The following is a 25,840-nucleotide window of genomic DNA, read 5'->3' on the forward strand; positions in this document are numbered from 1 at the left end:
TGAATGATGCAATTGTTTGTGAATTTATTTTAGAAGCGTAAGCCAATCATTAGTACGTCATCTGTCTGTTTGTCTTCACCACGCCAAGCCTCAAATTCCTGGTCGTAGATCTCGTGCAGCTCTTGCATGGACAGTTCGTTGTACGTTTGCAAAATCTCGCGAATGCGTCGTGGCGAGAACTTCTTCTGATTAGGCCCGCCAAACTGGTCAGGGAAGCCATCGGAGAAGAACACCACCGTGTCGCCGGCCTTGTATTCGATGACGTGATTCGTAAAGTTGGTGCGGTTCTTATACTGCCCTCCACCAATCGGGAATTTGTCGCCTTTCAACTCAGTCAGCTCTCCCTCGCGCAGGTGATAGAGCGGTCGGTGTGCACCAGCGTATTCAATGGTACCCTGTTTTGCATTTACACGACACAGGGCTACGTCCATGCCATCGCGCGTATCGCCTTCGGCTCCTGTTTGTTTCAGGGTTCTGGTTACTCCTTCGTCGAGTCGGTCCAGAATCTCGGCCGGCGAGAACGTGCCGCTGGTTGCGATGTCGTTCAACAGGAAGTAGCCGATCAAGGAAATCAACGCCCCCGGAACGCCGTGCCCTGTACAGTCGACCGCGGCCAGATAAATGTCGTCGCCCTGCTGAAGGAACCACGGGAAGTCACCGCTCACCACGTCACGCGGCTTGTAGAGGATGAACGACTCGGTAAATACTTCGTGAATCGTATCGTTGTCGGGCAGAATGGCATTCTGGATGCGCTTGGCGTAGTTGATCGACTCGGTAATCTTTTTGTTTTTGTTCTGGATTTCGAGTTCGATCAGTTTTCGGTCTGTGATGTCGTGCGACACCAACAGAATCGATTCCATTTTCTGCTCTTCGTTGTATTCCGGGATGGCATTGACCTGCATCACCCGCTCGCCCATGCTGGACTGGAAGTCGATTTCGTCAGCAACATTTTGTTGTGCTTCGATCACCTGGCTGATGATGCGGCGCCACGACTCTTTCAGGGTTCCTTCGATTTCGACGCCGTCGAGGGACTTCTGTAGGAAGTAGTCCGGCTTGTGTCCCGTATACGTCTCGATAATGGGGTTGATGTAGAAGAACGTACCCTCTTCGTTGACACGGGTGATCAGGTCAGGCGAGTTCTCCGAAAGGGCTTGCATTTGCCCCCGCATCCGTGCTTCGCGTTCGGCCAGACGACGCTCGGTAATGTCGCGTGAGTTAATCACCAGTCCTTGAATCGCCGGATCATCCAACAAGTTGTTGCCGGTTGCTTCCAGCCATACGAACTCGCCGTTCTTGCGCTTGTATTGGATCTGAACCGTTACCGACTCATGTGGTTTTTCAAGCAGGTCGGTGTACATCTTCGACAAGACCTGCTGGTTTTCTTCGTGTACGAATTGATCGTCTTTCAGACCGATTACTTCCTCGGCGCGGTACCCCAGAATGCGCTCGATCGAAGGCGATACGTAGCGGATGGTGCCGTCTTCTTCGTAGATGGTGATCACCTCCGAGGCGTTTTCCAACAGCGTCTGCATACGCTTCTGCGTGCGGTTAACCTCCTCGATCTGATGTTCGAGCTTAGTATTGGTCCGCTTCAGCTCTTCCTGCGTAGCCTCCATTTCTTCCGCGTTCTGCTGAAGAATTTCCTGCTGTTGCTGCAGCTCTTCACTCATCTTCTGAGCGTCGAGTAAAAGCTGACGTGTGCGTTCGTTCACCTGAATGTTGAACAACGTACGCGCAATAATCTGGCTGACCTCCTGGACAAATTTGACCTGGCGTGGCGTGAACCGCTCCAGTCCGGCAAATTCTAGGGCTCCGTTTACTTCTTCGTTCGTAACAAGTGGTACGATCAACAGGCACTCAGGGCGTTTTTCGCCGATGAGTCCCGAAGTAACCGTGACGTAATCGTTCGGAATTTCCGTGCGTAGTACTGTGTCGCATTCGATACACGACTGGCCGACCAACCCTTCGCCCATCTTGAACTGCGCCTGGAGGTATTTCTTTTTGTTGTAGGCGTAACTCGCCTTCATGCGGATGTAAGTCCGTTCGTCGTTCGGGTCTTGCTCCAAGACATAGAAAGCACCTTGAATGGCTCCGATTTTCTTGGTGACGAACGCAATGATTTCGTCGCTCAGCGCGTCGATGCTGGTATGGCGCCGCAGAATTTCGCCTACTTCGGCTTCTCCACGGATAATCCAGTTACGTTCGTCATCGCGCTTTTCTGCTTCCTGCAAGCTGGTGCTCATCCCAATTAGCGCTAACCCCAGCGTATCTTCACCGCTCATCGGCTCAAAGTCGGCGTCAAAATCACCCTGACCAATCTGGTGGGCGAAGTCGGCCGTGCGGCGCAGGCCTTTCACCATTTCGCTGACCTGTTCGGCCATCTCACCGATTTCGTCATTGGAATCTTTACGTACTTCGTTGGGTAGCACTCCGCGTCCAAGCAGTTGAAGCGTCTGTTTCAACTGATGCAGTGGGGCGGTGATGGAGCGAGACAGCATGCTGGTAACGATGGTCGCCATCAGCACGGCGATGGCCACGGCGATCAGAAACGCCATTTGCAAACCGTGCATAGGAGCCAGAATCTCGCTGGTATCCATTTTTACCACCAATCCCCATTGGGTTGAAGGGAGGTAGTGCCAGGCGGCCAGCACCGACCGGTTACGGTAATCTTTCTCTACTACACTGCCTTTCTCACCCAGCATAGCGCGTTGCATGGCACTGGAGGCCTGTGCATCGTTCGCAAAGCTTCTGCGTAAGGCTGCCTGAGGATCGTGCCGCAGCGGATTCTGTACCACAATCTGGTTCTGAAACACTTTGCCCAGCATCACTTCACCGGTATTGCCGAGTCCCAGGGTATCCTGCAACTGGGTGTAGATCGGTGTCATGTCGATGCGGCAGGCAATGATGCCAATCGTTTCGTCATCTGTATTGTGCAGTGGCGAGGCTACAATGACGCAGAACTGGTCTCCCAGCTGGAAGATGTTGCTGAAATAGGTTTCCTTCGAAGCTTGCTCCAGGGTCTGACCATCCGGATCTAGAAATGCACTGCCTTGTTCGTTCGTGCCTTCAGAGTCGTAGACGTAATGCCCTTCGGGCGAAATCAGATAGACCGCGTCGAAGCCATAGCGCTTGCGCAACGGACGAATGATCGAGTCAAACTTTGAGGTCAGATCGGGAAGGGCTTCTTCAAGTGTATCCGCCGGCTGAAGGGCCTGTGCGAAGTAGTGCTGAATCAGCGGAATCTCCTGAATAAATTCCAGGTTAGAAGACGTGCCGGTGAGCATAGCGTTAAGGCGCTGCGCCTTAACATCGGCGATAACTTCCAGATTGCGTTGCGCTGCCTGAAGTGTGGTCTGACGGGTGAAGCGAAACGCGAAGAAACTAACCGCCAGGACCGCCGCGACGATCAGCACGACGACCAGAAGCGTAACTTTAGTTCCTATGGAGACTTTTTTGAACATATGGGTTTGAAACCTTAAACAGCCAGTGAATCAGATAGTAACCGACGAGTAGCTGTTGATTTTACAAAACAAATAGTATTTAATAGTTATCGCTATTTCTGCTGTGAACCGCCCAACGTAGCGTTGTATAAAACTGCTTGGGTTGCGGACTGGCACAGAGATAGTTTTTGTGTTTCTTCAATAGACTTACATTCGTTCATCTATCCCAACTTCCTCTGTTTCCTGTAATCGACGGGAATTCCCTGCGCTTTCCATCCATTTCTCTCCGATTCCCACTGATTTACTACGCTTTGTGATATGAACTGAATTTGTTTCTTTCCGCTTTGGTATCTGAAGTGTTATGAAGCAAGTTCGGCTTGCTGAATCAGGGCGGTTGCCTGCAGATCGGCAATCAGAGGCCCTAGTTGTTTGCCTAGCTCGACAAGTTGCCGTTCTTCAGCCCGCTTCAGCGCACGGAACAGCGACAGCTCCACTACACCCAATGTTTTTCCTTCGGCGATCAAAGGCAGGATGACCAGCGCATTCGGTTTGGTGGTGCCTAAGCCGGAAAGTACAGTGACATAACCTTCGGGCAGTGTTTTTACATAGAGCGCTTCCTGGGTGCGGGCAACTTGGCCCACTAGTCCTTCGCCCCATTCGAAAACCGGAGGACGGCTCTCGGCATGGAACCAGGCATAGCCTGCCACCAAGTGGAGTCGGGACGGCGCACTATCGTGATCGGCCACGTAAAACACGCCCTGAACTGCCTCCCAATGTTTGCAGAGGCCTTGCAGCAGTTGCTCCGGGCGTTGCAGAGGATTGGCTTGCGCAGAAACTTCCTGCAGGTGTTGAATCAGACGCTGCGTGCTGTCGAGCAAGTGCATGGTCTCATCCTCTTGTACCTGGGCCGTTTGGGCCTCGGCTGTAGCCTCTTGTGTGCTGCCTTCCTGGCGTTTCTCTATGTAAACAATTTGATTTTGTTGGGTAGTCCGCCCCGCCAGCACTAGCATCAGGATATTGGCTAGCGCAAAGATGAGCGTAGCACCAACGTAAGCGTACAGCCGAAGAATGAACTCATCCGGATGTTGGGCTGCCGTGCTGAGCTCGCTGGGTAGTTCCAGCAAGAAGTTGCTGAGCAGCACCAGACTAACGACGAACGCTAGTACAGAAGCAACACGGACATAATAAAAGAGTGATCGGTTATTCATAAGCTCGTATCAGGCAAATACACGGTTTAGGTCTTTTAAGAACTGGATGATATGATCCGTCTTCATTACTTTGTCGATTTCGGTGAGTTGCATCGCCGCCACGGGCATGGTGTTGATCATGCATTCGTCCGGGTCTTGCACCACTGTAAAGCCCCCTCGCTCTTTGATGCGCTTCATGCCGTAGGCGCCATCGCGGTTGGCACCCGAAAGCAGGATGCCGATCAGCCGTTGTTTGTAGACGTAAGCGGCCGTATCCAACGTCAGATCGATAGAGGGCCGAGAGTTGTTGACCATTTCGTCGGTCGATAGGGCAAAGTGGTTGCCTAGTTCCAACAGCAGGTGATAATTAGCCGGAGCTAGGTACACCCTTCCTTTTTTTATCGATTCCTTGTCCTCTGGCTCGTGCACCGGTAGCTTACTTTTAATGGAGAGCGCTTCCATAAACCCGTTCCGCACATGCTTGAGCCGATGCAAACTCAGGATGATGGGCAGCGGGAAATCGAGAGGAAGTCCTTCTAAGATTCGCGTAATCACCTGAAAGCTACCCGCAGACCCTCCGATCACCACCGCCTTGTATCCATTATGAATGTAATCTTTCGACATGAGCACCAGGGGGCAGGCTAGTCTTTTACTTTTTTGTAGATTTTTTCTTCGTTGTTGGCCACGATAAACTTGTTGGCGATCTCACACCAGACAAGCGATTCTTTGGAACCGATGATCAGGTAGCCGTATTTAAATAAGCTTTCGTGCAAAAGGTGCAACACCTGGTTTTGTAGCTGCTGGTTGAAGTAGATCATCACGTTCCGGCACAGAACCAGATCGAACTTGGAGAACAGCGTGCCTTGGGTGAGATCGTGCTCCCGGTACGAAATGTTGGCCACCAGCGACTTGTCCATCTGCGCCACCCCTCCATTGACCGTATAGTAGTCTTTCAGCGACCCTTTGCCCTGGAAGCGGATGTAGTTCTTTTCGTTCAGCTCCATGTTCTTGATCGTGTACTTCCCTTCACGGGCGCGGGCCAGAATTGCCTTGTCCATGTCGGTCGCCACGATCTTGGCCTTGTCCAAAATGCCCATCTCCTGAAGCAGAATGGCCATAGAGTAAACCTCCTCACCCGACGAACAGCCCGCGTGCCAGATGCTTACCTTATCGTGGTTCAGCAGAATGTTCGGGATCACTTTGTCGCGTAACACGCGCCAGAACGACGGATCGCGGAACATCTCCGTGACATTGACCGTCACTTCCGAAATAAAGTCGTGGACAGTGTCCGGGTTCTGTTCAAGTTTTCGGATCAGGGCATCAACAGAGTTGATCCGCTCCAATTCAAGTATGCGTGTGATCCTTCGTTTGAAGGAAGACATGGCATAATTCGAAAAATCGTAGCCAAATCGTTCTTGAACAAAAGCAGTTAACCTGCGCAGTTCGGTGAGTTCTATTTCTTGTATTGTGCTCGTATTGACCATGTATCCTTCTATCGGAATGAAGCCCGAATAATATGTTTGGGATGTTGATGTATGTCGCTGATATCCTGTCGAAAATAGAAAAAAAAGCTGCCGATGCAGCCGCTGCCGCTCCGGTGGGGAAGTGGGCGGATGAAATGAATCGCGCTAATTTGTATGCCTTTGGGCGTTCCTATGTACGTGCAGCCTGATCCCTTGCATTGCTCTAAAACGGCCTAGTGGCGCTCAACCTAGAGAAATGCTAAAAAAGTGGCCCTGGCGTCGTGCATACAGCTTGATTAAAGTCAGTGTAATGATTCAGACTAGATTATAGGGGGCTTCTGCAAGAGGTACCTGCTGATAAACAAGCCGTAAGCGGGCAGAAATGCCACCCGATGTGTATAAAAAGTCTTTCCTGGGAGGGCAACTCAGGTCGTAGGCTCGCTGCTGAGCTGCGCAATTTTGCGGGCGATGTCGTCTTGTAGCTGCACGAAGCACTGGTGCAGATTGGACGAAAGCTGATCTTTTACGTGCATGGATGCGGTGGTGGTCCTTCCTAATTCGTCGATCGACTGGCGCAGCGCAGAGAGTTGCAGCATATCGAGCTGCGGGTTAAGCCGGTGAATGTTGCGCCGCAGTCCCTGGGCATCGCCTTGCAGATACGACTGCCGAATGCTCTGAAAATAGTCGGAAAGCTCTTCTTGGAGCAGGTGCAGCACCCGGCGGTACCGCTCCGGGTTACGTCCAAAGATTTGCTCGTAATAACTAAAATCGGCGTGTGATCCTATACTCATGGAAATGAAAACCTGCTGGAGCGGCCGCGTGCGCTCAAAAGAGGCCCGCTTGGCACGCAAGCATCGGTGCTGGCTACGCGACAAATTACGAATTTACCGCAAACGAAGCACTCCCGTGCAGAGATATAGCTGGCTAACGCCAGCAGCACCAGCACAGAAAATCTGCGAGAAAAAGCTTACCTTTAGGTATGCCGAAGCGTAACGAGACGGCTACCTCTGTTGGCGTTTAGATTGCTCTTCTGACAAATACTCTGTACTTGATGAATGTATTAATCGTGGACGATAGCCCGGTCGCTTGTGAGATCATCCGGGAATTTGTTGCTGATGCTGAGCCTTCTGCCCAGGTAATTGTTGCTCACAACGGCGTGAGCGCCTATAAAATCTTGAGCGAACAAGCGATCTCGCTCATGTTTCTGGACATTGAGATGCCCGAAATGGACGGGATGGAGCTGCTCGATGCCATCGAACATCCCATTCCCACCATTTTAGTGACCCATCGCGAGGAGTTTGCCCTGGAATCGTATCAGTACGAAGTGGTAGACTATCTGGTGAAACCCGTGAAATACAGTCGTTTTCTTAAGGCGTATCAAAAGGCGAAGCGTAACTTTTTGCCCAAGCTTGAGAAAAGAGAGAATAGCGATATTTTCGTCAAAGAGGGATACAATTTAGTCCGCCTCAATCTGGAAGAAGTCCTCTACGTAGAGGCCATGTCCGACTACATTGCCTTCCACACCAGCCAGGGCAAAAAACACCTGGTGATGATGACCATGCGCGATGCGACGCAGAAGCTACCGGAGCATTTTTTGCGTGTCCATCGTTCCTACATCGTCAATTGCCGGAAAATCGACGTGATCGAAGACAACGGCATCACCATCAACAAGCAGCACATTCCCGTCAGCAATACCTATAAAGATACGCTGATGCAATACCTCAAAGTATTCTGAGGTCATCTGGAAGAAGACTTTATAGTTTAATACGAAAGGCTCTCGCGGCACGCTAAGGCCAGTTCGTTTTCTTTCACCGGCTTGAGAAGCAGGGTGGCGTTAGGAACCGCCTTGATTTTTTCGGTGGTCTTTGCATCGGAATTCCCGGTCAGGAAGATGATCGGCTTATCGGAGATGCGGCGGATCGCCTGCGCGGTTTCGATACCGTCCCAAAGGCCTTTCAGCTGAATGTCCATCAAAATGATGTCCGGTTGCAGGCGGGCCACTGCGTCGGGTGCTTCTTCGCCCGATTGCAGGGTGGCGACCAGATCCATCCCGATTTCCCCCAACATGGTTTCCGTCAGCATTCCCAGGATGAGGTCATCTTCCAGAAGCAGTATCTTTTTGCGCTGCAGTAGGTTCATGAGAAGCTGGGTAATGAAATGTAATCGAGACTAACGTGCCTTTCTGTTGTTCAACGGAAAGCGAACCGTTGAGTTGAGCAACCAGGGTATTGATCAGCCGGAAACCGAGGCGTCCGGGATGCTGGGCGGCGTCAAAACCCGTCCCGTCATCGTGTACGTGCAGGGAGATGGTACCGTTGTCGCCCAGGGCTTCGACCCGAATGTGCCCTTGTGTGCGCCCCTGAAAGGCGTGTTTGTAGGCGTTGCTTAAGAGTTCGTTCAGCAGCAGGCCACACGTCAGGGCCGTGTCCATGTCGAACCGAAGGTGCCCCATCCGGATGGTTTCTTCTACTTTGGTAGGCGGAGTGAGGTGCGAACGTTTCACCTGTTGCGTCAATTCTTCTACGTAATCCTGCAACGCGATGCTCGAAAAGCTTTCGTTTCGGTAAAGCTTCTCGTGCAGCAACGCCATCGACTGCACGCGGTTGCGGCTGGCTTCGAACATGCGCCGGACACTCTCGTCTTGGGTCGTGCGGCTTTGCAGAAAGAGCAGGCCCGAGATGACCGCCAGGTTGTTTTTTACCCGATGGTGAATCTCCGCCAGCAACGCCTCCTTTTCTTTGAGCGACTGTTCGATGACTTTTTCGTGCGTACGAAGCAACGTTACATCCCGGCTGATGGCCAACACCGTTTCGACGGCTCCGTGCGTATCGAATTCAGGCACCAGCTTGGTATAGTAGTGCGCCTGCTCGGCCGTCGCTGTCGGAACGGTAGAGTAAAAATCGTGAGGCTTCCCCGTCGTAAACACGTTTTCAACTTCCTCTGCCAGGCGAATGCGCTCTTGTTCGTCGGGAGAGGGCGTTTCGCGGATGTGTTTGTAAAGCACCTCGTTTTCGGTCATGGCAGCCACGTGCTTGAACGACTCGTTGATAAAAATGCGCCGCAGTTGCCGGTCGAACCGGCTGATGACGTCGGGCGTATTGTTCACCAGCGAGCGCCAGTGGCGTTCCGACGCATAGAGCCGGGCGTTCATTTCCTTCAGATGCGTGATGTCGACAAACGTAATTACGACGCCTTCTACCTGATGGTCCAGCGTCCGGTAAGGAAGAATGGTGCGCGAAAACCAGCGCTGGTCCGACGTGATGATGTCGTGTTGTTGGGGCTTGTGCGTACGTAAGACTTCTCGGGCATCTTCCAGTAGGGCAGGGTCTTCGAATTTCAGCGCAATGTCCGCCAGCGGACGGCCCACATCGGTCGGAATCAGGCTCAGCAGCTGCGACGTAGCGGGCGTAAACCGACGGATGGTCAGGTCCTGACTCAGGAAAATGGTCGCGATCCGGGTCGCATTCAGCAGGTTCGCCAAGTCGTTGTTGGTCTTTTCCAGTTCGTCCAGCTTGGTTTCCAGCTGATGGTTGATGGTGCCCAATTCTTCGTTGAGCGATTGCAGCTCTTCTTTCGAAGTTTCCAGTTCTTCGTTCGAAGATTGCAGCTCCTCGTTCATGGACATGACCTCTTCGTTCGAAGCTTTCAGCTCTTCGTTGGCGGTCTCCAGCTCTTCAATGGTCGATTGCAGGTCCTCGCGCGTGAGTTTCAGTTCCAGCTCCAGTTGCTGCAGCAGATTCGAATCGGTTTCGTCCGCTTCCGTTGTGACGAGGGAGAGTTCTTCGGTTGGTGGCAGAAAAGAAATCAGGTACCAGACTTCGCCTTGCTGATGAGTGGGAGTGATGCGCAGTCGAATGTGCTGGCGTTCGTCTGCCTCTTCCGTGGCAAGCACCGCCGCCGTGACGGGCTGTTGGGTGTTGATCGCCCGGTAGATGCTACTGCGCAGCTTTTGCTGGAAATGGGGGTGAACCAGTTGCAGAATGTGGCGCGTCGGCTCGCCCGCCGGAACCTGAACGAAGCGGCTGATATTGCCGTGAAAATAGACGGCCTCGAACTGCCGGTTGATCAGCACGGAGGCAGGGGCAAACTCGCGTACGAGGGCCTGTTGTGTAATGTCCCGAAAGCTGTGCAGGGGATGCGGCGTTGCTTCCCGGCTGTCGTCGTGTGCTGCAAAGCGGCGACCCATGATCGGGAACGCGACTTCCTGCCGACTGATGCCTTTTTTGCGGAAGATGCGCCACTTTTTCGAAACCGGCTCAAAAAGGTCCGTGTTCTTGCCGATGGTCTCGGAGTTGCCCAGAAAAAGAAAGCCTTCCGGGTTGAGCGAAAAATGAAACAAGGAGATGACCTTGTTTTGTACCAGCGGATCGAGGTAAATAAGCAGGTTCCGGCAACTGATCAGCTCCAGGCGCGAAAACGGCGGATGCGTCACCAGGTTTTGCATGGCGAACAGCACGCACTCCCGGATGCGTTTCGAGACTTGGTAATGTTCGCCCTGTTGTACGAAATATTTGCGCAGGAGCGGGGCCGGTATTGCCTGCACGGCGCGTGCCGAGTAGAGGCCGGCCCGGGCTGTTTCCAGCGCATTTTCGTCAATGTCGGTGGCAAAGAGCTGCACTTTGCACTTGTCGAGCTTGTCCTGGTCCAGTTGTTCGTTCAGCAGAATGGCGAGCGAATAAGCCTCTTCGCCGGTAGAACAGCCCGGAACCCATACCCGAATGGTACGGTCTTCGGCGGCTGCGCGGGCCAGGTACGGCACTACCTCGCGTTGCAGGGTATCGAACGCTTCCGACTCCCGAAAAAAGCTGGTTACGCCAATCATCAGATCATCCACCAGACGGTCGAGTTCAGTGGGCTCGCGTTGCGCCAGTTCCAGGTATTCTTGCAGCGTACTGAGGCCGTGCAAACTCATGCGCCGGTCGAGCCGCCGCAACAACGTACTCTTTTTGTACGAGCGAAAGTCGTGACTATGGCGCAGGCGGATTTCTTCCAGAATGCCGTTGAGCGCGGGGGTAGCTTCCGGTTCCAGCGCACCCGCGGCCGCCGCCGGTCGTCGACGTAAGAACGTAAGCAGCGCCTCGGGCATGTCGGTGACTTTCAAGACCAGATCGGCCGCGCCGGCGTCCATCACACTCTGGGGCATCCCCGGATGGAGGGCGGTGGTGGGGTCTTGCACCAGCACCAGACCCCCGGCTTCCTGAATCGCTTTGGCCCCTTGCGTCCCGTCGGTGCCCGTTCCCGAAAGGACCAGCGCAACGGCACGGTTCTGTTTGGTGCGGGCGAGCGACTGAAAGAAAAAATCGATGGGATACCGGTGGTAGCGCTGCGCCGGTGGGTCGGTCAGCCGCAGGCGGTTGCGCTCGATGTACAGGTTGTGGTTAGGAGGAATGACGTAGACCTCGTTGGGGCGGATGCGCATGCCGTCCTGTACCTGGCTGACCGACATAGATGTGGCCTGTGCCAGCAACTTGGCCATCAGGCTTTCGTGCGTAGGGTCCAGGTGTTGCACCACCACAAACGCGAAGCCGGTCGTGGCGGGCATGGCCGCGAGTAACTGCCGCAACGTTTCCAAACCACCGGCCGACGCCCCAAGTCCAACAACGACAAACGTCTCATTTGAGGGAGGGAGCGGACTGGCTGAAGGAGGTGTTTCAGAAGAAGCAGGCATAAGCAAGTCTGAAAATAGCTGAGAATCCAAATCGCAAAACCGCCGGCCGCCTACAAGCGCTGCCGGAGTAGTGTGATAAACGAACGTGGGCAGAAGGGGGTTAGCCCAAAAAGCGCCTCGTGTGCCCCTAGTGCAGGGTCACCAGCGTTACGCCCGAGCCGCCCCGGTCTGCGTGTTCGTCCTGCATGGACGCTACTTGTGGGTACGTACGCAGGTGGTTGCGGATCAGCTCCCGCAAAATGCCGTCGCCTTTGCCGTGCACGATGCGCAGTTCGGTAGCGCCCACCAGCAGGGCATCGTCCAATCGCTCCACCACTTCGTTCAGTGCTTCTTCGCTGCGTTTGCCGCGCACGTCCAGGTTAAACGAAAAGTTCTGCATCTTTTCGTTCATGTCGATGCCCCGTGAGCGGGGTTTTTCCGGTTCGGGGATCTGGTCGCGGAAGGCCCGGCGACTGATCTTCTGAAGGCGGTTCAGCTTCACGTTCGATTTCAGGGAACCGATGAGCACCTCCGCTTCCTTGTTACGGATCGAAACCACTTCGGCCACCGCACCGCTGTCTTTGATGCGCACGTAGCTCCCCACTTCGATAGGCCCTTTTTCCGGTTGTACCGTTTCGGCCGGGGCCGGGGTCACTTCTTCGGGTTTCATCTCCTCGCGAAACTCGTCCAGTTCCTGCCGTACCTGTCGGGTTGCTTCTTTCTCCGCCTGATTTTCGCGGATGGACCGGATGGTACGTTCGATCCGCTGGTTCGCTTCCTCCACCAGGCGACGCGCTTCGGCCTTGGCCTGGTTCATCGTCGTTTTCCGCTGGCGGTCCAGCATATCGCGCAGGTCGGAGTAATCTTTCAGCGATTTGCTCGCCTGCCGTTCGCGCGTCAGCAAGTCGGTGTTGCGTTTCTGGTATACCTCTTTCTCGATTTCCAGCTCGCGCAGCATCTTGTCGTAATTGATGCGGTCGGACCCCACTTTAGTTTCGGCATTCTCCAGCACCCGTTTCGGCAGTCCGATTTTGGCGGCCACTTCCAGGGCGAACGAGCTACCCGGCTTGCCGATCGAAAGCTGGTAGAGCGGCTCCAGGTTTTCGACGTCGAAGCGCATGGCCCCGTTGACTACGCCCGGATGGCGCTCGGCAAACCCCTTCAGGTTGGCGTAGTGCGTGGTGATGACACCCAGGCTGCGCATGTTGGTGAACTCTTCGAGCATGGCTTCGGCGATGGCTCCGCCGAGTTGCGGTTCGGTACCGGCCCCAAACTCATCGACCAGAATCAGCGACTTTTTATCAGCGAAGTTCAGGAAGTTCCGCATGTTCTGCAGGTGCGAACTGTACGTACTCAGGTCGTTTTCCAGCGACTGCTCGTCGCCGATGTCGATGAACAGGCTCTGGAAAATGCCCACCTTCGACGACTCTTTCATCGGGACCAGCAAGCCGCACTGCAGCATGTACTGCACCAACCCGACTGTTTTCAGGCACACCGATTTTCCCCCGGCGTTGGGCCCTGAAATGATCAGGAGGCGCTGCTGAGGGTCGAGGTGGAGTGACAGCGGCACCACCGTACGGCCCTGTTCGCGGAACGAGAGGAACAGCAACGGGTGCCGGGCCTCTTGCCAGTCGATCAGGCAGGAGGATTCCAGCGGCGGTCGGATCGCCTCCAGGCGAAGGGCCAGCCGGGCCTTGGCGCGGATAAAGTCGATCAGCCCCAGGTACGTCACCGCCTCGCGCAGCGACGGTACAAACGGTCGCACGAAATCGGTCAACTGTTTCAGAATGAAGTAGATCTCGCGTCGCTCTTCCAGCTCCAGTTCACGGATGCGGTTGTTGGCTTCGAACACCTCGGCCGGCTCGATGAAAACGGTCTGCCCCGTGGCTGACTCGTCGTGAATAAAGCCCTTCAGCCGCCGTTTGTGTTCGGCCAGTACCGGAATGACCAGCCGCCCGTTGCGGATGGTCAGCTCCATGTCGGCCGGCGTGTAGCCCTGTTCTTTAGCGCCTTTCATCACGCGGTCGAGTCGCTTGCGCAGGTTGGACCGCTCGGAAATCAGGTTCCGGCGGATGCTCTGCAACTCGCTCGACGCCGTATCGCGCACCTGTCCCCGGTCGTCGATTGCGAAGTCGATGCGTTCAGGCAACTGCTTGTCGATCTGGACATCAGCGCCCAGTTCGGTCAGGGTTGGGTAAACACCGGCCTCGGCTTGCTTAAAGAAACGCTTGCAGTCGACTACGGTCCGAACCGACGACTTCAGGTGGAAGAACTGCTCTTCGTCGAGCACCGAGTTTTCAATTTCTGCGTGGCGTAACAGGGGCGAAACGTCCACAAAATGCCCCACCGGAAACTCTTCGCCTCGTTCCAGAATCTGCCGAAATTCGTCGGTCTGGTTCAGCAGTTTCTCCAGGGTGGGAAGATGATCGGTAAACCGCATGCGGTCCACATACGCCAGCCCGAGTGGCCCGGCACACGCTTCGCGCAACATGGTGCGGATCTGATCAAAACCGATCTTCTGTTCAAAATTCTTAGGGTATATCATGCAGTCGGCAGGTTGCTCCGATAGTTTTGGTCAATAGTGGAGCAAAGGTACGATACCCATCGCTCTTCCGGCATCGGCAGCAACGCGAGAAAGTGTTTATCCGGAAAACCGAAAGCATAATCGGGGAGGCCGGGGCAAAAGTTCCCGAACCAGGGCCGGCGGCACGCCCCCGCGACCCTATCGCGTTTCCGGTTCCTGAAAGCGGTTGACCATGCCGCCACTTTTGTAGAGTTCTTTGACGGCTGCGCGGGTGGCGTCGTCCAGAATGCCCGTTAGGCGGTAAATCTCGTCGGCAAACTCCACCATGCCCGCCCCGTTGGCGGTGATCAGGTGCGCCGTGCCCACCGCGGGGGCGACGCGGTAGAAGGCTTCGCCCTGGTAGTCGAGGCAGTGTTGTTTCAGGTACGCTGGTCCGCCGTTGCTGGTGTGGGGGGTGTCGTTGAGCAGCCCCGCGTTGCCCATCAGAATGGTAGCGCCGCAAATGGCCGCGATGGGAATCCGGCGGGCGGCAGCCTCCTGCACGAACGGAATCAGGTCCTGACCTTCGCCCTGTTCCCACAACTGGCTGCCCGGAAACAGCAGCAGATCGACGGCAGACAGGTCCAGTTCGGCCAGAGCCAGATCGGGCTTTACTTCCAGCCCACCCATCGAGATGACCGACGCGCCGTTGCGCGAAAACGACACGATGCGAAAATTACCGTGATTGCGCAGGCCGTTCAGGGCATGAGCGGGTTCCCAATCGGCATATTCGTCCAGAAGGTAAAGGGCACAGGTGCGTGGTAACATAGTCGGTGGATGTGGAGTGAAGTAACTAATCTACGTAAAAAGGCAGCACGAACGAAGGCGCTAGCGCGGCACAACGGCCACGGCATCCATTTCCATCAACACATCGGGATGCGCCAGCCCCGCCACAAATAGGACGGTGACCGTCGGCGGTTCGGGGCGCTGTCCCCATTCGGATTGAAATGCCTCGAAGGCGTGGTAGAGGGGCTGTCCCTGCACGATGTACACGTTGCATTTCACCAAGTGGTCGAGCGTGGCCCCGGCGGCCGTCAGGGCCGTCTGCACGTTCCGCAGGATCAGGCGCGCCTGGGTCTTCAAATCGCCTTTGCCCCGTGTGGGGTGGTCGGGCATTCCGGCGTTTTGCCCGCCGACAAAAATCGTTCTGGCGGGGCTTTCAACTACCATGACGTTCGTAAACGCGGGGGGGCGGTACAGCGCTTCGGGGGTGAGGGAGTGGCGATCCATAGCAAAACGTTGGGGAAAGGGAGATGTGAGCGACGCGGCATCGGCAGGACCTACACCGCCCATCGCAGAAGTTGCAGCCAAGCTACCACCCGGGCGTGACAGCCCTATGTCAGGAGGCCATCAGCCTTTTCCGAAAAAAAGAAAAAGCCGGCCCTTCGCACCTGAAAAGCCAGCTTTTATACCAAGGACGAGGGGCGTTAGGCTACTTCGTTCATCCAGGCCTCGGCCTCCTCCAGGCTTTTGAAAATCTGCAACGTATAGTGGTCGTTCTTTTTGATCAGGTCCTGCAAGGCAAACTGACTGAACACGTCGGGTGGGTAGATGTAGGCTACGTAGCGCAACCCCGCCTCAATGGCCTGTGGCATCCAGTGCTGGGCAATCCAGGCATTGGAGCCGGTCCAGGTGCCTTTGATGCCGCGCATGTCCGAAATGATCTTGCGGGACTTCTTCAGTTTGAGTAGTTCAAGCGATTTGTTGAGGCTGAGCTTGATTTTCTCGTCACTGGGGTAGCCGTGGCGACTGGTGACGATGCACTGGTGCGCCTCGTCGTACTGAATGGTAACGAAATCGTCGGCGTAAAACCGTGTGAGCGTAGAAACTGCGGACATACATGCACGAGTAGAAAGTGAAACATGCGATTAACAGAATGAAGTTACGACCCATCGGCCTACGATCGACCGTCGTTCGTGCTCAAGGGATGGCGGGGTTGTAAGGTTCGAAACGTGGAAAGGTTTGACCTCCTGCTGCTTGCCGACGAACGGCGGAGAATCTTGCGGCTAAGCTCGCTTAACGGAAGCCGAGCCGTGGCTAAAAAAGCAAGGGGATGGGGGAGCTGAGAAAAAGGCAAAAAAAAGCCGTAGAAAGCGCGGGTCCTTCTACGGCGTGTAAGGTTCAAGTGGCTTTCTTTACCAGCCTTCGGAGCGGCAGATGCCCAGTTCCAGGCCGCGCAGTTCGGACAGGCCGCGCATCCGCCCGATGCACGAGTAGCCGGGGTTAGTCACTTTGTTCAGGTCGTCCATCATCTGGTGGCCGTGGTCGGGCCGGAACGGAATGGCGGTTTCCACCTCTTGCTGGATCTTCAGGATTTCGTACATCACGGCGTACATGTCGACGTTGCCGCCCAGGTGATCGTCTTCGTAGAAGTTGCCGTGCTCGTCGCGCCGGACGTTCCGCAGGTGGACGAAGTGCATCCGCGAGCCGATGCTGCGGGCAATGGCGGGCAGGTCGTTGTGCGCGCCCGCGCCCAGCGAACCGGTGCAAAAACAGATGCCGTTGCTGGCGTTGGGCACCGATTGCAGAATAAAGTCGAAATCTTCGGCGCGGCTCACGATGCGCGGCAGCCCCAGAATGTCGAACGGCGGATCGTCCGGGTGAATGGCCAGCTTGATGCCCACTTCGTCGGCCACGGGCGAAATCTCCTGCAGGAAGTATTTCAGGTTCTCGCGCAGCGCAGCGCGGTCAATGTCCTTGTACCACGACAGTTTCTCGCGCATCTGTTCCACCGTCTGGCGCTTCTCGCCGGGAATCCCCGCCATCACTACGCCGACCAGCGCGTCGAGTTGTTCCTGGTTGTACTGCTGGTGTCGCTTCTCGGCTTCCTGCCGCACCGCCTCGGGATACGACGCGGCCGCGCCCTCGCGTTGCAGGATGTAGATGTCGAACACCGCCAGGTCGAACCAGTTGAAGTACAGCGCCTTGGAACCGTCGGCCATCGTCAGATCCAGTTGCGTCCGCGTCCAGTCGTTCACCGGCATAAAGTTGTACGTCACGATCGGAATACCGCATTGGGCCAGGTTGCGCAGCGTCTGCTTGTAGAGGTCGATGTAGCGTTGGTAGTCGCCGGTGCGCGTCTTGATCGACTCGTGGACCGTCACGCTTTCCACCACGTCCCAGGTCAGGCCCGCCGCCTCGACTTCGGCTTTCCGTTTCAGAATTTCGTCGACCGGCCACACGTCGCCGTGCGGAATGTGATGAAGCGCCGTCACGACGCCCTGCGCCCCCGCCTGCCGGACGTCTTGCAGACTGACGGGATCGTTCGGGCCATACCAGCGCCAGGTTTGTTTTAATCGCATATCAATGGAGTGATGAGTTTTGAGTTCAAAGTTTAGAGTAGGCTAAGCAATCATAGCGTTGCATTTAGAGGTTGAGCGTTTTGTTTTGATCCAGTTAAGGTGCGTTGGCCTGAAGAAACAGCGAGGTGTGCGCGGGGTTGTGGGTAGAAGCATTGTTTCTTCCGCCAGGCGGCCCTGTTGATTTTTCTTTGTTACTTTCTTTGCATCAAGGCAAAGAAAGTAAAAGCGCATGGCTAGGGGTTAATTACTTTCAAGGGTAGAAAGAATTTTGACTTAAGTTGATAACAAATATCAAACTTTATCTGACTACTAAAAGTCTAAGCTAAATTCGAAGCATGACTTTGTAACTTTAATGAGACGCACCCTGCTGCGCTTTGATGTATTTCGCTACCTCCACCATCGGCGCAACCCAAAGGTCGTTCTCCCGCTTCTTGAGGTACACCAGGAGCTTCCGATGCTCCTCCCGCGACACATTGAGGGAGTGTTCGCCGCCCACGCCGTGGAAGAGAAACACCACCAGCGAGCCCACCTTTTCCGCCGCTTCGATCTGCGCGATCATCTGCGCGGCCGTCGTCTGGTGCTGCGAAAAAGCGGTGACGTCGGTCAGGTCAATGGCGTTGAGTGACGGATAGCCGGAGGTCACGCCACGGGCAGCCACAAAATCATCCTTCAGGGAATCGTAGAAGCGCGTCTCGCCGATGGTCAGGTCGCCGCAGGGGTAAGCAAACGTCCGTTCTTCCTTCCCGTCGAGCGCCTTGAGCAACGTGTTGGCGATCCTGATTTCGTTGACCGCCCGCGCCACCGAATAGCGGGAGAGGTCCGTTTCCGGCGTCACGAAGCCGCGTCCGGGTAGTGTCCCGTCGCACGGATGGTTCAAGGAATGATTGCCCAGTTCGTGTCCCTCGTTGGCGGCCGCGCGCCAGTCGTCCATCCGGTCGGCGACCACCGGCGAGGCGGCAATGAGGTAAAATGTCCCTTTGAACCGAAACGAATCGAGCGCCGGAATCACCTGATCCAGGTGAATGTTCAGTGCATCGTCGTACGTCAGCACCACTGCACATTTTTTTCCGTTCCAGGGCCGGGACGTGGATTGTGCGTAACCTAAGCTAGAACCTAATAAGGTTATGTATAGGAGTATGATTTTTGGGAGGTTCATAGAGTAAAAGAATTTTTGTGCCTTCAGGCATCGTAGTTAAAAAAGCACGTATAGGAATGTACTTCCATTTGTCGCTTCATCCGATCAACATGAGTCTTCTTTTTGAAGTCAACCCCCCGTTGTCGGCAATCTGAAGAATCGATCAGGTTTTTGAAATGATGAAACAGGCAATTCCTCCATCATCCAATAGGCCTAGTTCGAGTCCATTGTTTCAGATCCAAAGGCATTTGTCACATTAAGATATCTTAATCGCGGTAATACTTGAGAGGTATATCACCATCAAAAACCTCTTCCCATCTTATTACAACTGTATCACCGGGGTTGTAATGATTTTTTATTAAAGAGTCTGTAAGTGGATCTTCTTCTTTCAAAATTATTTTTTCATCAAAGCCGAATAGATTTTTGACAGGTAATTCATACTCTCCTAAAGCGAGGCGTTCGAGATCTCCAACTATTATAAATTCGTTTATGCCTTTGTTTTGTGATTCATAAGTTATCTGTCTAAATGACTTAACGGCGTCAAAATAAGTCGAGTCAAAATCAACCTCAATGGTGTCATAGTCTATTTCTTCCAACTTTAAGTTCTCATAAGTATGAGGTATTGTATCTTTTCTAGACAGTGAAAGAGCCCTTTGATTTGAAAAAATTACTTTTCTTTCCTCTACAAAACTTTTCTTTATTTCATATAACTGGTCCTTTTCATAAGTGTAATAGTCGCTGACGGAATCATTTTTGAAAATAAACTCGTCATACCTTGTAAAATACTCAGGAGAAGAAATATCTCTCACTAGCTTTTTTAAGGATGAGGTATTGTAATAGTACAATACCTCTCCACCTAAGTCGCCTTTTACATAACTTTTTTTTACAAGGCTGTCCTTTGATACTATTAAATCTTCGTTCGTTGGTTTCGGGTTTTCTGGTTTACTTAAAACATCATTCACCTGTACTTGCGATGCCTCTCCATTTTCCTTCGGCTGACAGACGCTCAACATGAAAAGTATCAATATCAATACTGAATTCTTTACTGTCATCTTTAGCTACAAAGTGTAAACAGAGTTTAGCTGCCTTACAACAGTTACTTCATCCACTGCTACACGCCCGAAAAGACGCTGAAGCCGCCGTCGACGCTGACGATTTCGCCGCTGACGAAGGCGGACGCATCGCTGAGGAGCCAGACGAGCGCGCCGATCAGTTCGTCCGGTTTGCCGAACCGTTGGTAGGGCGTGTTGCGGATCACCGCCGCGCCGCGTGTCGTGTAGGAGCCGTCCTGGTTGGTGAGGAGGTCGCGGTTCTGGTGGGTGATGAAAAAGCCGGGTGCAATGGCGTTCATGCGAACTTTGTCGCCGTAGCGTTGCGCCAGTTCCACCGACATCCAGCGTGTGAAATTGTCGACCGAGCCTTTCGCCATCGAGTAGCCCAGCACCCGCGTAATGGCCGACTGCGCCGCCATCGACGAGATGTTGACGATGCTGCCGCCCCGTTCGCTCTCGGCGATCCATTTCCCGAAAATCAGCGTGGGTTGCAGCGTGCCGAACAGGTTGAGTTCAAACGCCTGCCGGAGGGCGGGCAGGTCCATGTCGAACAAGTTCTGGTCGGGTTGGATGACCGCCCCAGCCAAGTTGCCGCCCGCGCCGTTCACCAGTCCGTCGATGCGGCCGTAGGTCTGGAGCGTCAGGTCGCGCGCTGCGATCAGGTCGGCCTCGTTCAGCACGTCGGCTTTGGCAAAAATGGCCTGGCCACCCGCCGCGCGGAGTTCTTCCGCCCGCGCTTCGCCTTCTTCCTGGTTCCTTCCGAGAATCACCACGCTGCCGCCCGCTTCATGGATGCCTCGGATGAAGGCCTCGCCTAATACACCGGTTCCTCCGGTTACGATGATTACTTTTTCCTGGAGACTGAACAGATTGGTGTAGGGCATACAAAAAGGATTAGGTCGAATGAAACAAGCATGTGATTGATGCGGCTAAGTTAGAGAGTATTCCGTGCATTTGGACATACTCACTTCGAGGCGCGGGGGCGGACACGGCAAATCGGGGGAAGCGGTGGCGCTTTTCCGGGGGAATCTCGTCGAAGGCGGGGAGGAGAGAAGGCGTTGCAGTGGAGGGACCGGCCCGAACGGTCGGCCGTTGCCACCGCGCTGGGCTACTAGCGTGAAACGCCCGGCAGGCGGCCTCTCTGCGGGGAGGGATGCAGCGAAGTCGTTGAACTACCGATCCAGCGGAACCTCTTCTTCACGGAAGGTGTGGCGGGAGTCGGGGAGGTGGGGTGTCTCGTGCAGGGCCACGTGGTCGGCCGATTTTTTTCGCAGGCGCATGTTGAGCAGCTCTACGCCCAGCGCAAAGGCCATCGCCACGTAGACGTAACTCTTCTCTACTTCTACGGCGAAGGCTTCCAGCGTCAGCAGAAAGCCGATCATGATCAGGAACGAAAGCGCCAGCATCTTCACGGTGGGGTGGCGGTCGACAAACGCGCTGACTGCGCCCGCGCACCCGATCATGATGCCGATCGACAGGACAATGGCCGCGATCATGATTTCGACGTGCTGCGCCAGTCCGACCGCCGTCAGAATGGAGTCGAATGAAAAGACGAGGTCGATCAGCATGATTTGCACGATGGCCATGCCCAGGCTTCGCACCTTGCGCGTGACGTCATAGCTTTCGTCAGCGCCTTCCAGCTTGCCGTGGATTTCGGAGACGCTCTTGGCGATCAGAAACAGGCCACCCGCCAGCAGAATCAGGTCGCGCCCGCTGAAGCCGTGCCCGAACAGGGTGAATAAGTCGGTCCGCAGCCGCGTAAGCCACGCAATGCTGAGCAGCAGGGCGATGCGGCTGAACATGGCACCGAGCAGACCCAGCGTCCGGGCGCGTTTCTGTTGCGACCGCTGTAGTTTTCCGGCCAGAATCGAGATGAAGATGATGTTGTCGATGCCCAGCACGATCTCCAGCAGCGTCAGGGTCAGCAGGCTAAGCAGGGCGTCTGTGGTGAAGAGGTGGCTCATGGCACAAAGGGGAGAAGGTGAAAAAGAGCGTGTCGCTGCGCCGTGAGGCAGTTCAAGGGTTGAAGGGGAGTGGGCGCGGCTGCGGGGGCACGGTCGGCACACAAAGTTGGATCAGCGCCAGCCCGATCAGGTAAGCCAGCGAGGCCGCCCCGAACAGCCAGAAGTAACTGCCCGTCGTTTCCAGAATCCACCCGGCTGCCGTCGCCACGCCCATGCCCCCGATGGCCCCCGCCATGCCGCCCATCCCCACAACCGAGCCGACCGCCGGGCGCGGGAACAAATCGGTCGTGAGCGTGAACAGGTTCGCCGACCAGGCCTGATGGGCCGCCGTCGCCAAGGAGATCAGGGCCACGGCCGTCCAGAGATCGTCGGTGCGCGCCACCAGCCCGATGGGCAACACCGCCAGGGCACACAGCAGCAGCGTCAGCTTGCGGGCGGCGTTGACCGACCAGCCCCGGTGCAGCAGAAACGACGAAAACCAGCCGCCCGCGATGCTGCCCAGGTCAGAGACCACATAGATCACCACCAGCGGCCAGCCGATCTGGTCGAGCGTGAGGCCGTGGGTTTCGAACAGAAATTTGGGAAGCCAGTAGAGGTAAAACCACCAGACCGGATCGGTCAGGAACTTCGCCAGCGCAAAGGCCCAGGCCCGGCGTTCGCCCGCCAGCTGCCGCCACGAAACGCGCACGGCCGGGTCGGGCGGGTCCTGACGGATGTAAGCCAGCTCGGGGGAGGTCAGGCGCGGGTGATCGGCCGGCGGACGGTAGCTCTGCCACCAGAAGCCCAGCCACAGCAGACCCAGCGCACCTGTCAGCAGAAACGCCCACGGCCAGCCCCACGTCAGGGCGATGTAGGGCACGGTGAGCGGCGCGACGATGGCCCCCACGTTGGCCCCGGCGTTGAAAATCCCCACCGCCAGCGCGCGCTCCCGCTTCGGAAACCACTCGGCCACCGTCTTCAGCGCGGCCGGAAAATTGCCCGCTTCGCCCAGTCCCAACGCAAACCGCGCGAAGCTGAAGCCCAGCGCGTTACGGGCCAGCGCGTGCGCCATCGCCGCCAGGCTCCAGATGCCCACCGCCACCGCGTAGCCCAGGCGCGTGCCCAGCCGGTCCATCAGGGTGCCCATCCCCAGAAAGCCCAGCGCGTAGGCCGCCTGAAAGGCTGTCACGATGCGTCCGTAGTCCAGTTCCGACCAGCCTAGCGCTTCCTGCAACTGCGGGGCCAGCAGCCCGAGCACCTGCCGGTCGAGGTAGTTGATGGTCGTGGCGAAGAACAGCAGTGCACAGATGCGCCAGCGGTAGCGTCCGACCGGAATGCGTACGTCCGTAGAGGTCAGGAGGGGTTGCATCGTCGCTTACGAAACCGTGGTGAGGGGCGGGGGCGGCGCCGTGGACTTTTGCAGAACACTGCGGTGTCGGCCGTAGAAGAAGTACACCACCAACCCGAGCAGCAGCCAGGCGGCCAGCCGGGCCCAGTTTTCCCACGCCAGGCTCAGCATCATGCCCAGGTTGAAAACGATGCCCAGCGTAGCGACCACCGGCAGCGCGCGCACCCGGAACGGCCGGTGGAGGTGAGGTTCCTTCAGGCGCATCCGCCAGACTGCCACGCACACCATCACGAACGCCAGCAACGTGCCGATGTTGACCAGCTTGGCGATCAACTCGATCGGCGTGAGTGCCGCCACGATGGCCGTCAGCAGACCCGTCAGGAGCGTGCCCCGGTAGGGTGTGATGAACCGGGGATGCAGCACGCCGAAAATGCGTTGGGGCATCAACCCGTCTTTTGCCATTGCGTACAGCACCCGCGACTGCGCCAGCAGCGTCACCAGCAGGACGGACGTCAGGCCCGCCACGGCCGCAATCGAAATGATCCAGACCGCCCAGGCCAGTCCCCGCCGGGCAAAGGCGTCGGCGATGGGAGCCGTAATGTCCAGTTCGGTGTAAGGCACCATGCCGGTCAGCACCAGCGACACGCCGATGTAGAGCACCGTGCAGATGCAGAGCGACGCCAGAATGCCGAAGGGGACGTCCTGTCGGGGACGGCGCGCTTCGCCGGCCTGCGTGGAAACGGCATCGAACCCGATGTAGGCAAAAAATACGTAGGCCGCTCCCGCCACAATGCCGCCCCAGCCGAAGGCCTCTTCGCCGTGGTCGTTGGAATGGGGCGTCGGAATGAAGGGCGACCAGTTGGCCGGGTCGACAAACTTGGCACCCGCGATGATCACAAACAGCACCACCGCCAGCTTCACCACCACCATCACCAGGTTGGTGCCGGCCGCCTCGCGGATGCCGCGCACCAGGACCGCCGTAATCACCCCGATGATCAGAAACGCCGGTAGATTGAACGCCAGCCGAAGACCCGCTACCGAAGGCAGGGTCAGGTCCGAATAACGTTGTGCCAGTTGGTCCAGCGTGCCCTGGCCTGTGGCCTGCGTCAGCAGCGCCTGCGCCGTGTGCGGGTCGTGCATGAGCCAGAGGGGCAAGTGGACGTGGAACAGGGCCAGCAGTTTGGCGAGGTACCCCGACCACCCCACCGCCACCGTAGAAGCGCCCATGGCGTATTCCAGCAGCAGGTCCCACCCGATGATCCAGGCAAATAACTCGCCGACCGTGGCGTAGGCGTACGCATAGGCCGAGCCCTCGACGGGCAGCAGCGAAGCCATCTCGGCATAACAGAGCCCGGCGGCTGCACACCCCAGCCCCGCGACGACGAACGACAGGGCCAGGGCAGGCCCGGCGTATTCGCGCGCCGCGAGGCCGGTCATCACGAAGATGCCCGCCCCGATAATATGACCAATGCCGAGCGACGTCAGCGACCATTTGCCCAGGATACGGCGCAGGCCTCCGCGTTGCTGATCGGCTTCAAAGTGGGCCACGGGTTTACGGGCCATCCAGCGTTCAGATGTGTGCATCATCGAGCAAGCAAGTAGACGATCAAAAGGGTTTAAAGTGCCATGAAAGTCAAATCAGGGGCGTTTCTTGCCGAAGCTTTGCTGAGAACAGCCCAGGAAGAAAAGCGACAACGCCAGCGAAAACACGCCTGCGTTCAGCTGCTGCCAGCGATCCATGCCCAGCGACGGGCTGTTGACCACCAGCAGCAGAATGGTCAGCACCAGCAGCACCAGGGCCATCAGCAGATACCGCAGGCGTTGCGTGTGGCGGCGGAAAGAAGTCGGAGTCATCGTATATAGGGCAGACGCCCCCGGTTAGTGTGATTCTTCGTCCGTAGTGGGCGTATGCTGGTACCGGATAAAAAATACCAGGGCCATAAACATGAAGACCACACCGACGATGATGCGCTGCCCGTGGTCCATGCCCAGCAGCGGAATGCTGGCTACAAACAGAAAGAGGGTCAGCATCAGCGATAGCACGATCAGCATCAGGTACAACAGGCGACGCGGATTGCGCCGGGAAGGAACAGAGTTCATACGAAGGTTAGGAAATGGGTTTAACAAAAGAAGGTTTGGCAAGGCGGAGCCAGACCGGAAGGGTGGTGACCACGATCAGGCCGATCACGATCCACTCCAGGTACTGCCCCACGGCGGGAAAGGCCCGCCCCAGAAAATAACCGACCGACACCAGCGAGCCCGTCCAGAGGAGCGCGCCGGCCACGTTGAGCAGGAAAAACTGCCCCAGGGGCAAGCGAACCATGCCCGCCAGCACCGGCACCCCCGTCCGGATCACCGGCAGGAAACGCCCCGCAACCAGCGCCCAGTGGCGACGCTTTTCGTAAAACTGAAGCGTAGCGTCCAGGTGCTTGGGGCGGAACCAGCGGCTCGCTGACCGCTTCCGTAACGACGGCCCCGCCTTATAGCCTACCCAGTAGCCGCAGGCGTAACCGGCAATCGCCGCGGCATTCAGGCAGAGTAGGAGTTCAGGCAGGGTGGTCGTTAGGAACGGAGAACCGCACAGCAGGCCCGCCGTAAACAGCAGCGAATCGCCCGGCAGGAAAAAGCCGGCCAGTAGGCCCGTTTCGGCAAACACAATCAGCATCAGCAGCGTGAGGCCCCCGAATTCGATCAGGGCCGCCGGTGCAAGCACCTCGCGTAACAAAGTCAACAGATCCTGAAACAGCATGGGACAAGGGC

23 protein-coding genes are annotated in these 25,840 nt (G+C 56.2%); 2 read left to right on the top strand and 21 right to left on the bottom strand.

Annotated features, from left to right (window positions below):
* Positions 1-29 precede the first annotated feature (29 nt).
* From BLR44_RS02665 to BLR44_RS02680, 4 genes are all read right to left on the bottom strand, one after another.
* Complete coding sequence (locus BLR44_RS02665; RefSeq protein WP_089678649.1) at positions 30-3,461, bottom strand: PAS domain S-box protein; 3,432 nt, start codon at positions 3,459-3,461, stop codon at positions 30-32.
* A 338-nt stretch (positions 3,462-3,799) separates the two neighbouring features.
* A complete protein-coding gene (locus BLR44_RS02670; RefSeq protein WP_089678651.1) occupies positions 3,800-4,648 on the bottom strand; it encodes a GAF domain-containing protein in 849 nt (282 codons plus the stop codon).
* A gap of 9 nt (positions 4,649-4,657) precedes the next feature.
* Positions 4,658-5,251 (bottom strand): chemotaxis protein CheB, encoded by a 594-nt coding sequence (locus BLR44_RS02675; RefSeq protein WP_089678653.1) that lies wholly within the window; start codon positions 5,249-5,251, stop codon positions 4,658-4,660.
* A gap of 17 nt (positions 5,252-5,268) precedes the next feature.
* On the bottom strand, positions 5,269-6,111 hold the full coding sequence (locus BLR44_RS02680) for a CheR family methyltransferase (RefSeq protein WP_317042763.1): 843 nt from the start codon (positions 6,109-6,111) through the stop codon (positions 5,269-5,271).
* Between the two features lie 32 nt (positions 6,112-6,143).
* Here BLR44_RS02680 and BLR44_RS28825 point away from each other — a divergent pair, with 32 nt between their 5' ends.
* Positions 6,144-6,299, top strand: coding sequence for a hypothetical protein (locus tag BLR44_RS28825; RefSeq protein WP_176955874.1), 156 nt, complete (start codon positions 6,144-6,146; stop codon positions 6,297-6,299).
* 216 nt (positions 6,300-6,515) lie between these two features.
* On the opposite strand, the gene BLR44_RS02685 is transcribed toward BLR44_RS28825, so the two are convergent.
* Entirely contained in the window at positions 6,516-6,881 is a 366-nt protein-coding gene (locus BLR44_RS02685; protein WP_143017074.1) for a hypothetical protein, read from the bottom strand.
* 260 nt (positions 6,882-7,141) lie between these two features.
* On the opposite strand from BLR44_RS02685, the gene BLR44_RS02690 reads away from it, so the two are divergent.
* Positions 7,142-7,825 (top strand): LytR/AlgR family response regulator transcription factor, encoded by a 684-nt coding sequence (locus BLR44_RS02690; protein ID WP_089678656.1) that lies wholly within the window; start codon positions 7,142-7,144, stop codon positions 7,823-7,825.
* A 26-nt stretch (positions 7,826-7,851) separates the two neighbouring features.
* On the opposite strand, the gene BLR44_RS02695 is transcribed toward BLR44_RS02690, so the two are convergent.
* From BLR44_RS02695 to BLR44_RS02770, 16 genes are all read right to left on the bottom strand, one after another.
* Positions 7,852-8,229 carry a response regulator gene (locus BLR44_RS02695; protein WP_089678658.1) on the bottom strand — a complete coding sequence of 126 codons (378 nt, stop codon included), beginning with the start codon at positions 8,227-8,229 and terminating at the stop codon, positions 7,852-7,854.
* Positions 8,186-11,758, bottom strand: coding sequence for a chemotaxis protein CheB (locus BLR44_RS02700; protein WP_089678661.1), 3,573 nt, complete (start codon positions 11,756-11,758; stop codon positions 8,186-8,188). Before BLR44_RS02700 ends, BLR44_RS02695 begins: the two co-directional genes overlap by 44 nt.
* A 127-nt stretch (positions 11,759-11,885) precedes the next feature.
* Entirely contained in the window at positions 11,886-14,282 is a 2,397-nt protein-coding gene (locus BLR44_RS02705; protein ID WP_089678663.1) for an endonuclease MutS2, read from the bottom strand.
* A 177-nt stretch (positions 14,283-14,459) separates the two neighbouring features.
* The gene (locus BLR44_RS02710) at positions 14,460-15,068 is read right to left on the bottom strand and encodes a DJ-1/PfpI family protein (protein WP_089678665.1); all 609 of its coding nucleotides are present in this window, start codon (positions 15,066-15,068) and stop codon (positions 14,460-14,462) included.
* 60 nt (positions 15,069-15,128) lie between these two features.
* Positions 15,129-15,530, bottom strand: a complete 402-nt coding sequence (locus tag BLR44_RS02715) for a RidA family protein (RefSeq protein ID WP_089679132.1) — start codon at positions 15,528-15,530, stop codon at positions 15,129-15,131.
* Positions 15,531-15,727: 197 nt separating this feature from the next.
* On the bottom strand, positions 15,728-16,138 hold the full coding sequence (locus BLR44_RS02720; protein WP_089678667.1) for a hypothetical protein: 411 nt from the start codon (positions 16,136-16,138) through the stop codon (positions 15,728-15,730).
* A 297-nt stretch (positions 16,139-16,435) separates the two neighbouring features.
* On the bottom strand, positions 16,436-17,602 hold the full coding sequence (uxuA, locus tag BLR44_RS02725) for a mannonate dehydratase (protein ID WP_089678669.1): 1,167 nt from the start codon (positions 17,600-17,602) through the stop codon (positions 16,436-16,438).
* A 349-nt stretch (positions 17,603-17,951) separates the two neighbouring features.
* Positions 17,952-18,758, bottom strand: a complete 807-nt coding sequence (locus tag BLR44_RS02730) for a polysaccharide deacetylase family protein (protein ID WP_089678671.1) — start codon at positions 18,756-18,758, stop codon at positions 17,952-17,954.
* 245 nt (positions 18,759-19,003) lie between these two features.
* Positions 19,004-19,750 carry a hypothetical protein gene (locus BLR44_RS02735; protein ID WP_143017075.1) on the bottom strand — a complete coding sequence of 249 codons (747 nt, stop codon included), beginning with the start codon at positions 19,748-19,750 and terminating at the stop codon, positions 19,004-19,006.
* Between the two features lie 98 nt (positions 19,751-19,848).
* A complete protein-coding gene (locus BLR44_RS02740) occupies positions 19,849-20,673 on the bottom strand; it encodes an SDR family oxidoreductase (protein ID WP_089678675.1) in 825 nt (274 codons plus the stop codon).
* 288 nt (positions 20,674-20,961) lie between these two features.
* The gene (locus BLR44_RS02745; RefSeq protein ID WP_089678677.1) at positions 20,962-21,753 is read right to left on the bottom strand and encodes a TerC family protein; all 792 of its coding nucleotides are present in this window, start codon (positions 21,751-21,753) and stop codon (positions 20,962-20,964) included.
* Positions 21,754-21,805: 52 nt separating this feature from the next.
* The gene (locus BLR44_RS02750; protein WP_089678679.1) at positions 21,806-23,101 is read right to left on the bottom strand and encodes an MFS transporter; all 1,296 of its coding nucleotides are present in this window, start codon (positions 23,099-23,101) and stop codon (positions 21,806-21,808) included.
* A 6-nt stretch (positions 23,102-23,107) separates the two neighbouring features.
* Positions 23,108-24,667 (bottom strand): amino acid permease, encoded by a 1,560-nt coding sequence (locus tag BLR44_RS02755; protein ID WP_245705951.1) that lies wholly within the window; start codon positions 24,665-24,667, stop codon positions 23,108-23,110.
* 51 nt (positions 24,668-24,718) lie between these two features.
* The gene (locus BLR44_RS02760; RefSeq protein ID WP_089678683.1) at positions 24,719-24,934 is read right to left on the bottom strand and encodes a hypothetical protein; all 216 of its coding nucleotides are present in this window, start codon (positions 24,932-24,934) and stop codon (positions 24,719-24,721) included.
* 24 nt (positions 24,935-24,958) lie between these two features.
* The gene (locus tag BLR44_RS02765) at positions 24,959-25,180 is read right to left on the bottom strand and encodes a hypothetical protein (protein ID WP_089678685.1); all 222 of its coding nucleotides are present in this window, start codon (positions 25,178-25,180) and stop codon (positions 24,959-24,961) included.
* Positions 25,181-25,187: 7 nt separating this feature from the next.
* Positions 25,188-25,829, bottom strand: coding sequence for a DedA family protein (locus BLR44_RS02770; RefSeq protein ID WP_089678688.1), 642 nt, complete (start codon positions 25,827-25,829; stop codon positions 25,188-25,190).
* Positions 25,830-25,840 lie beyond the last annotated feature (11 nt).

It is taken from the genome of Catalinimonas alkaloidigena (assembly GCF_900100765.1).
In the GTDB taxonomy this organism is placed as follows: Bacteria; Bacteroidota; Bacteroidia; order Cytophagales; family Flexibacteraceae; genus Mooreia; species Mooreia alkaloidigena.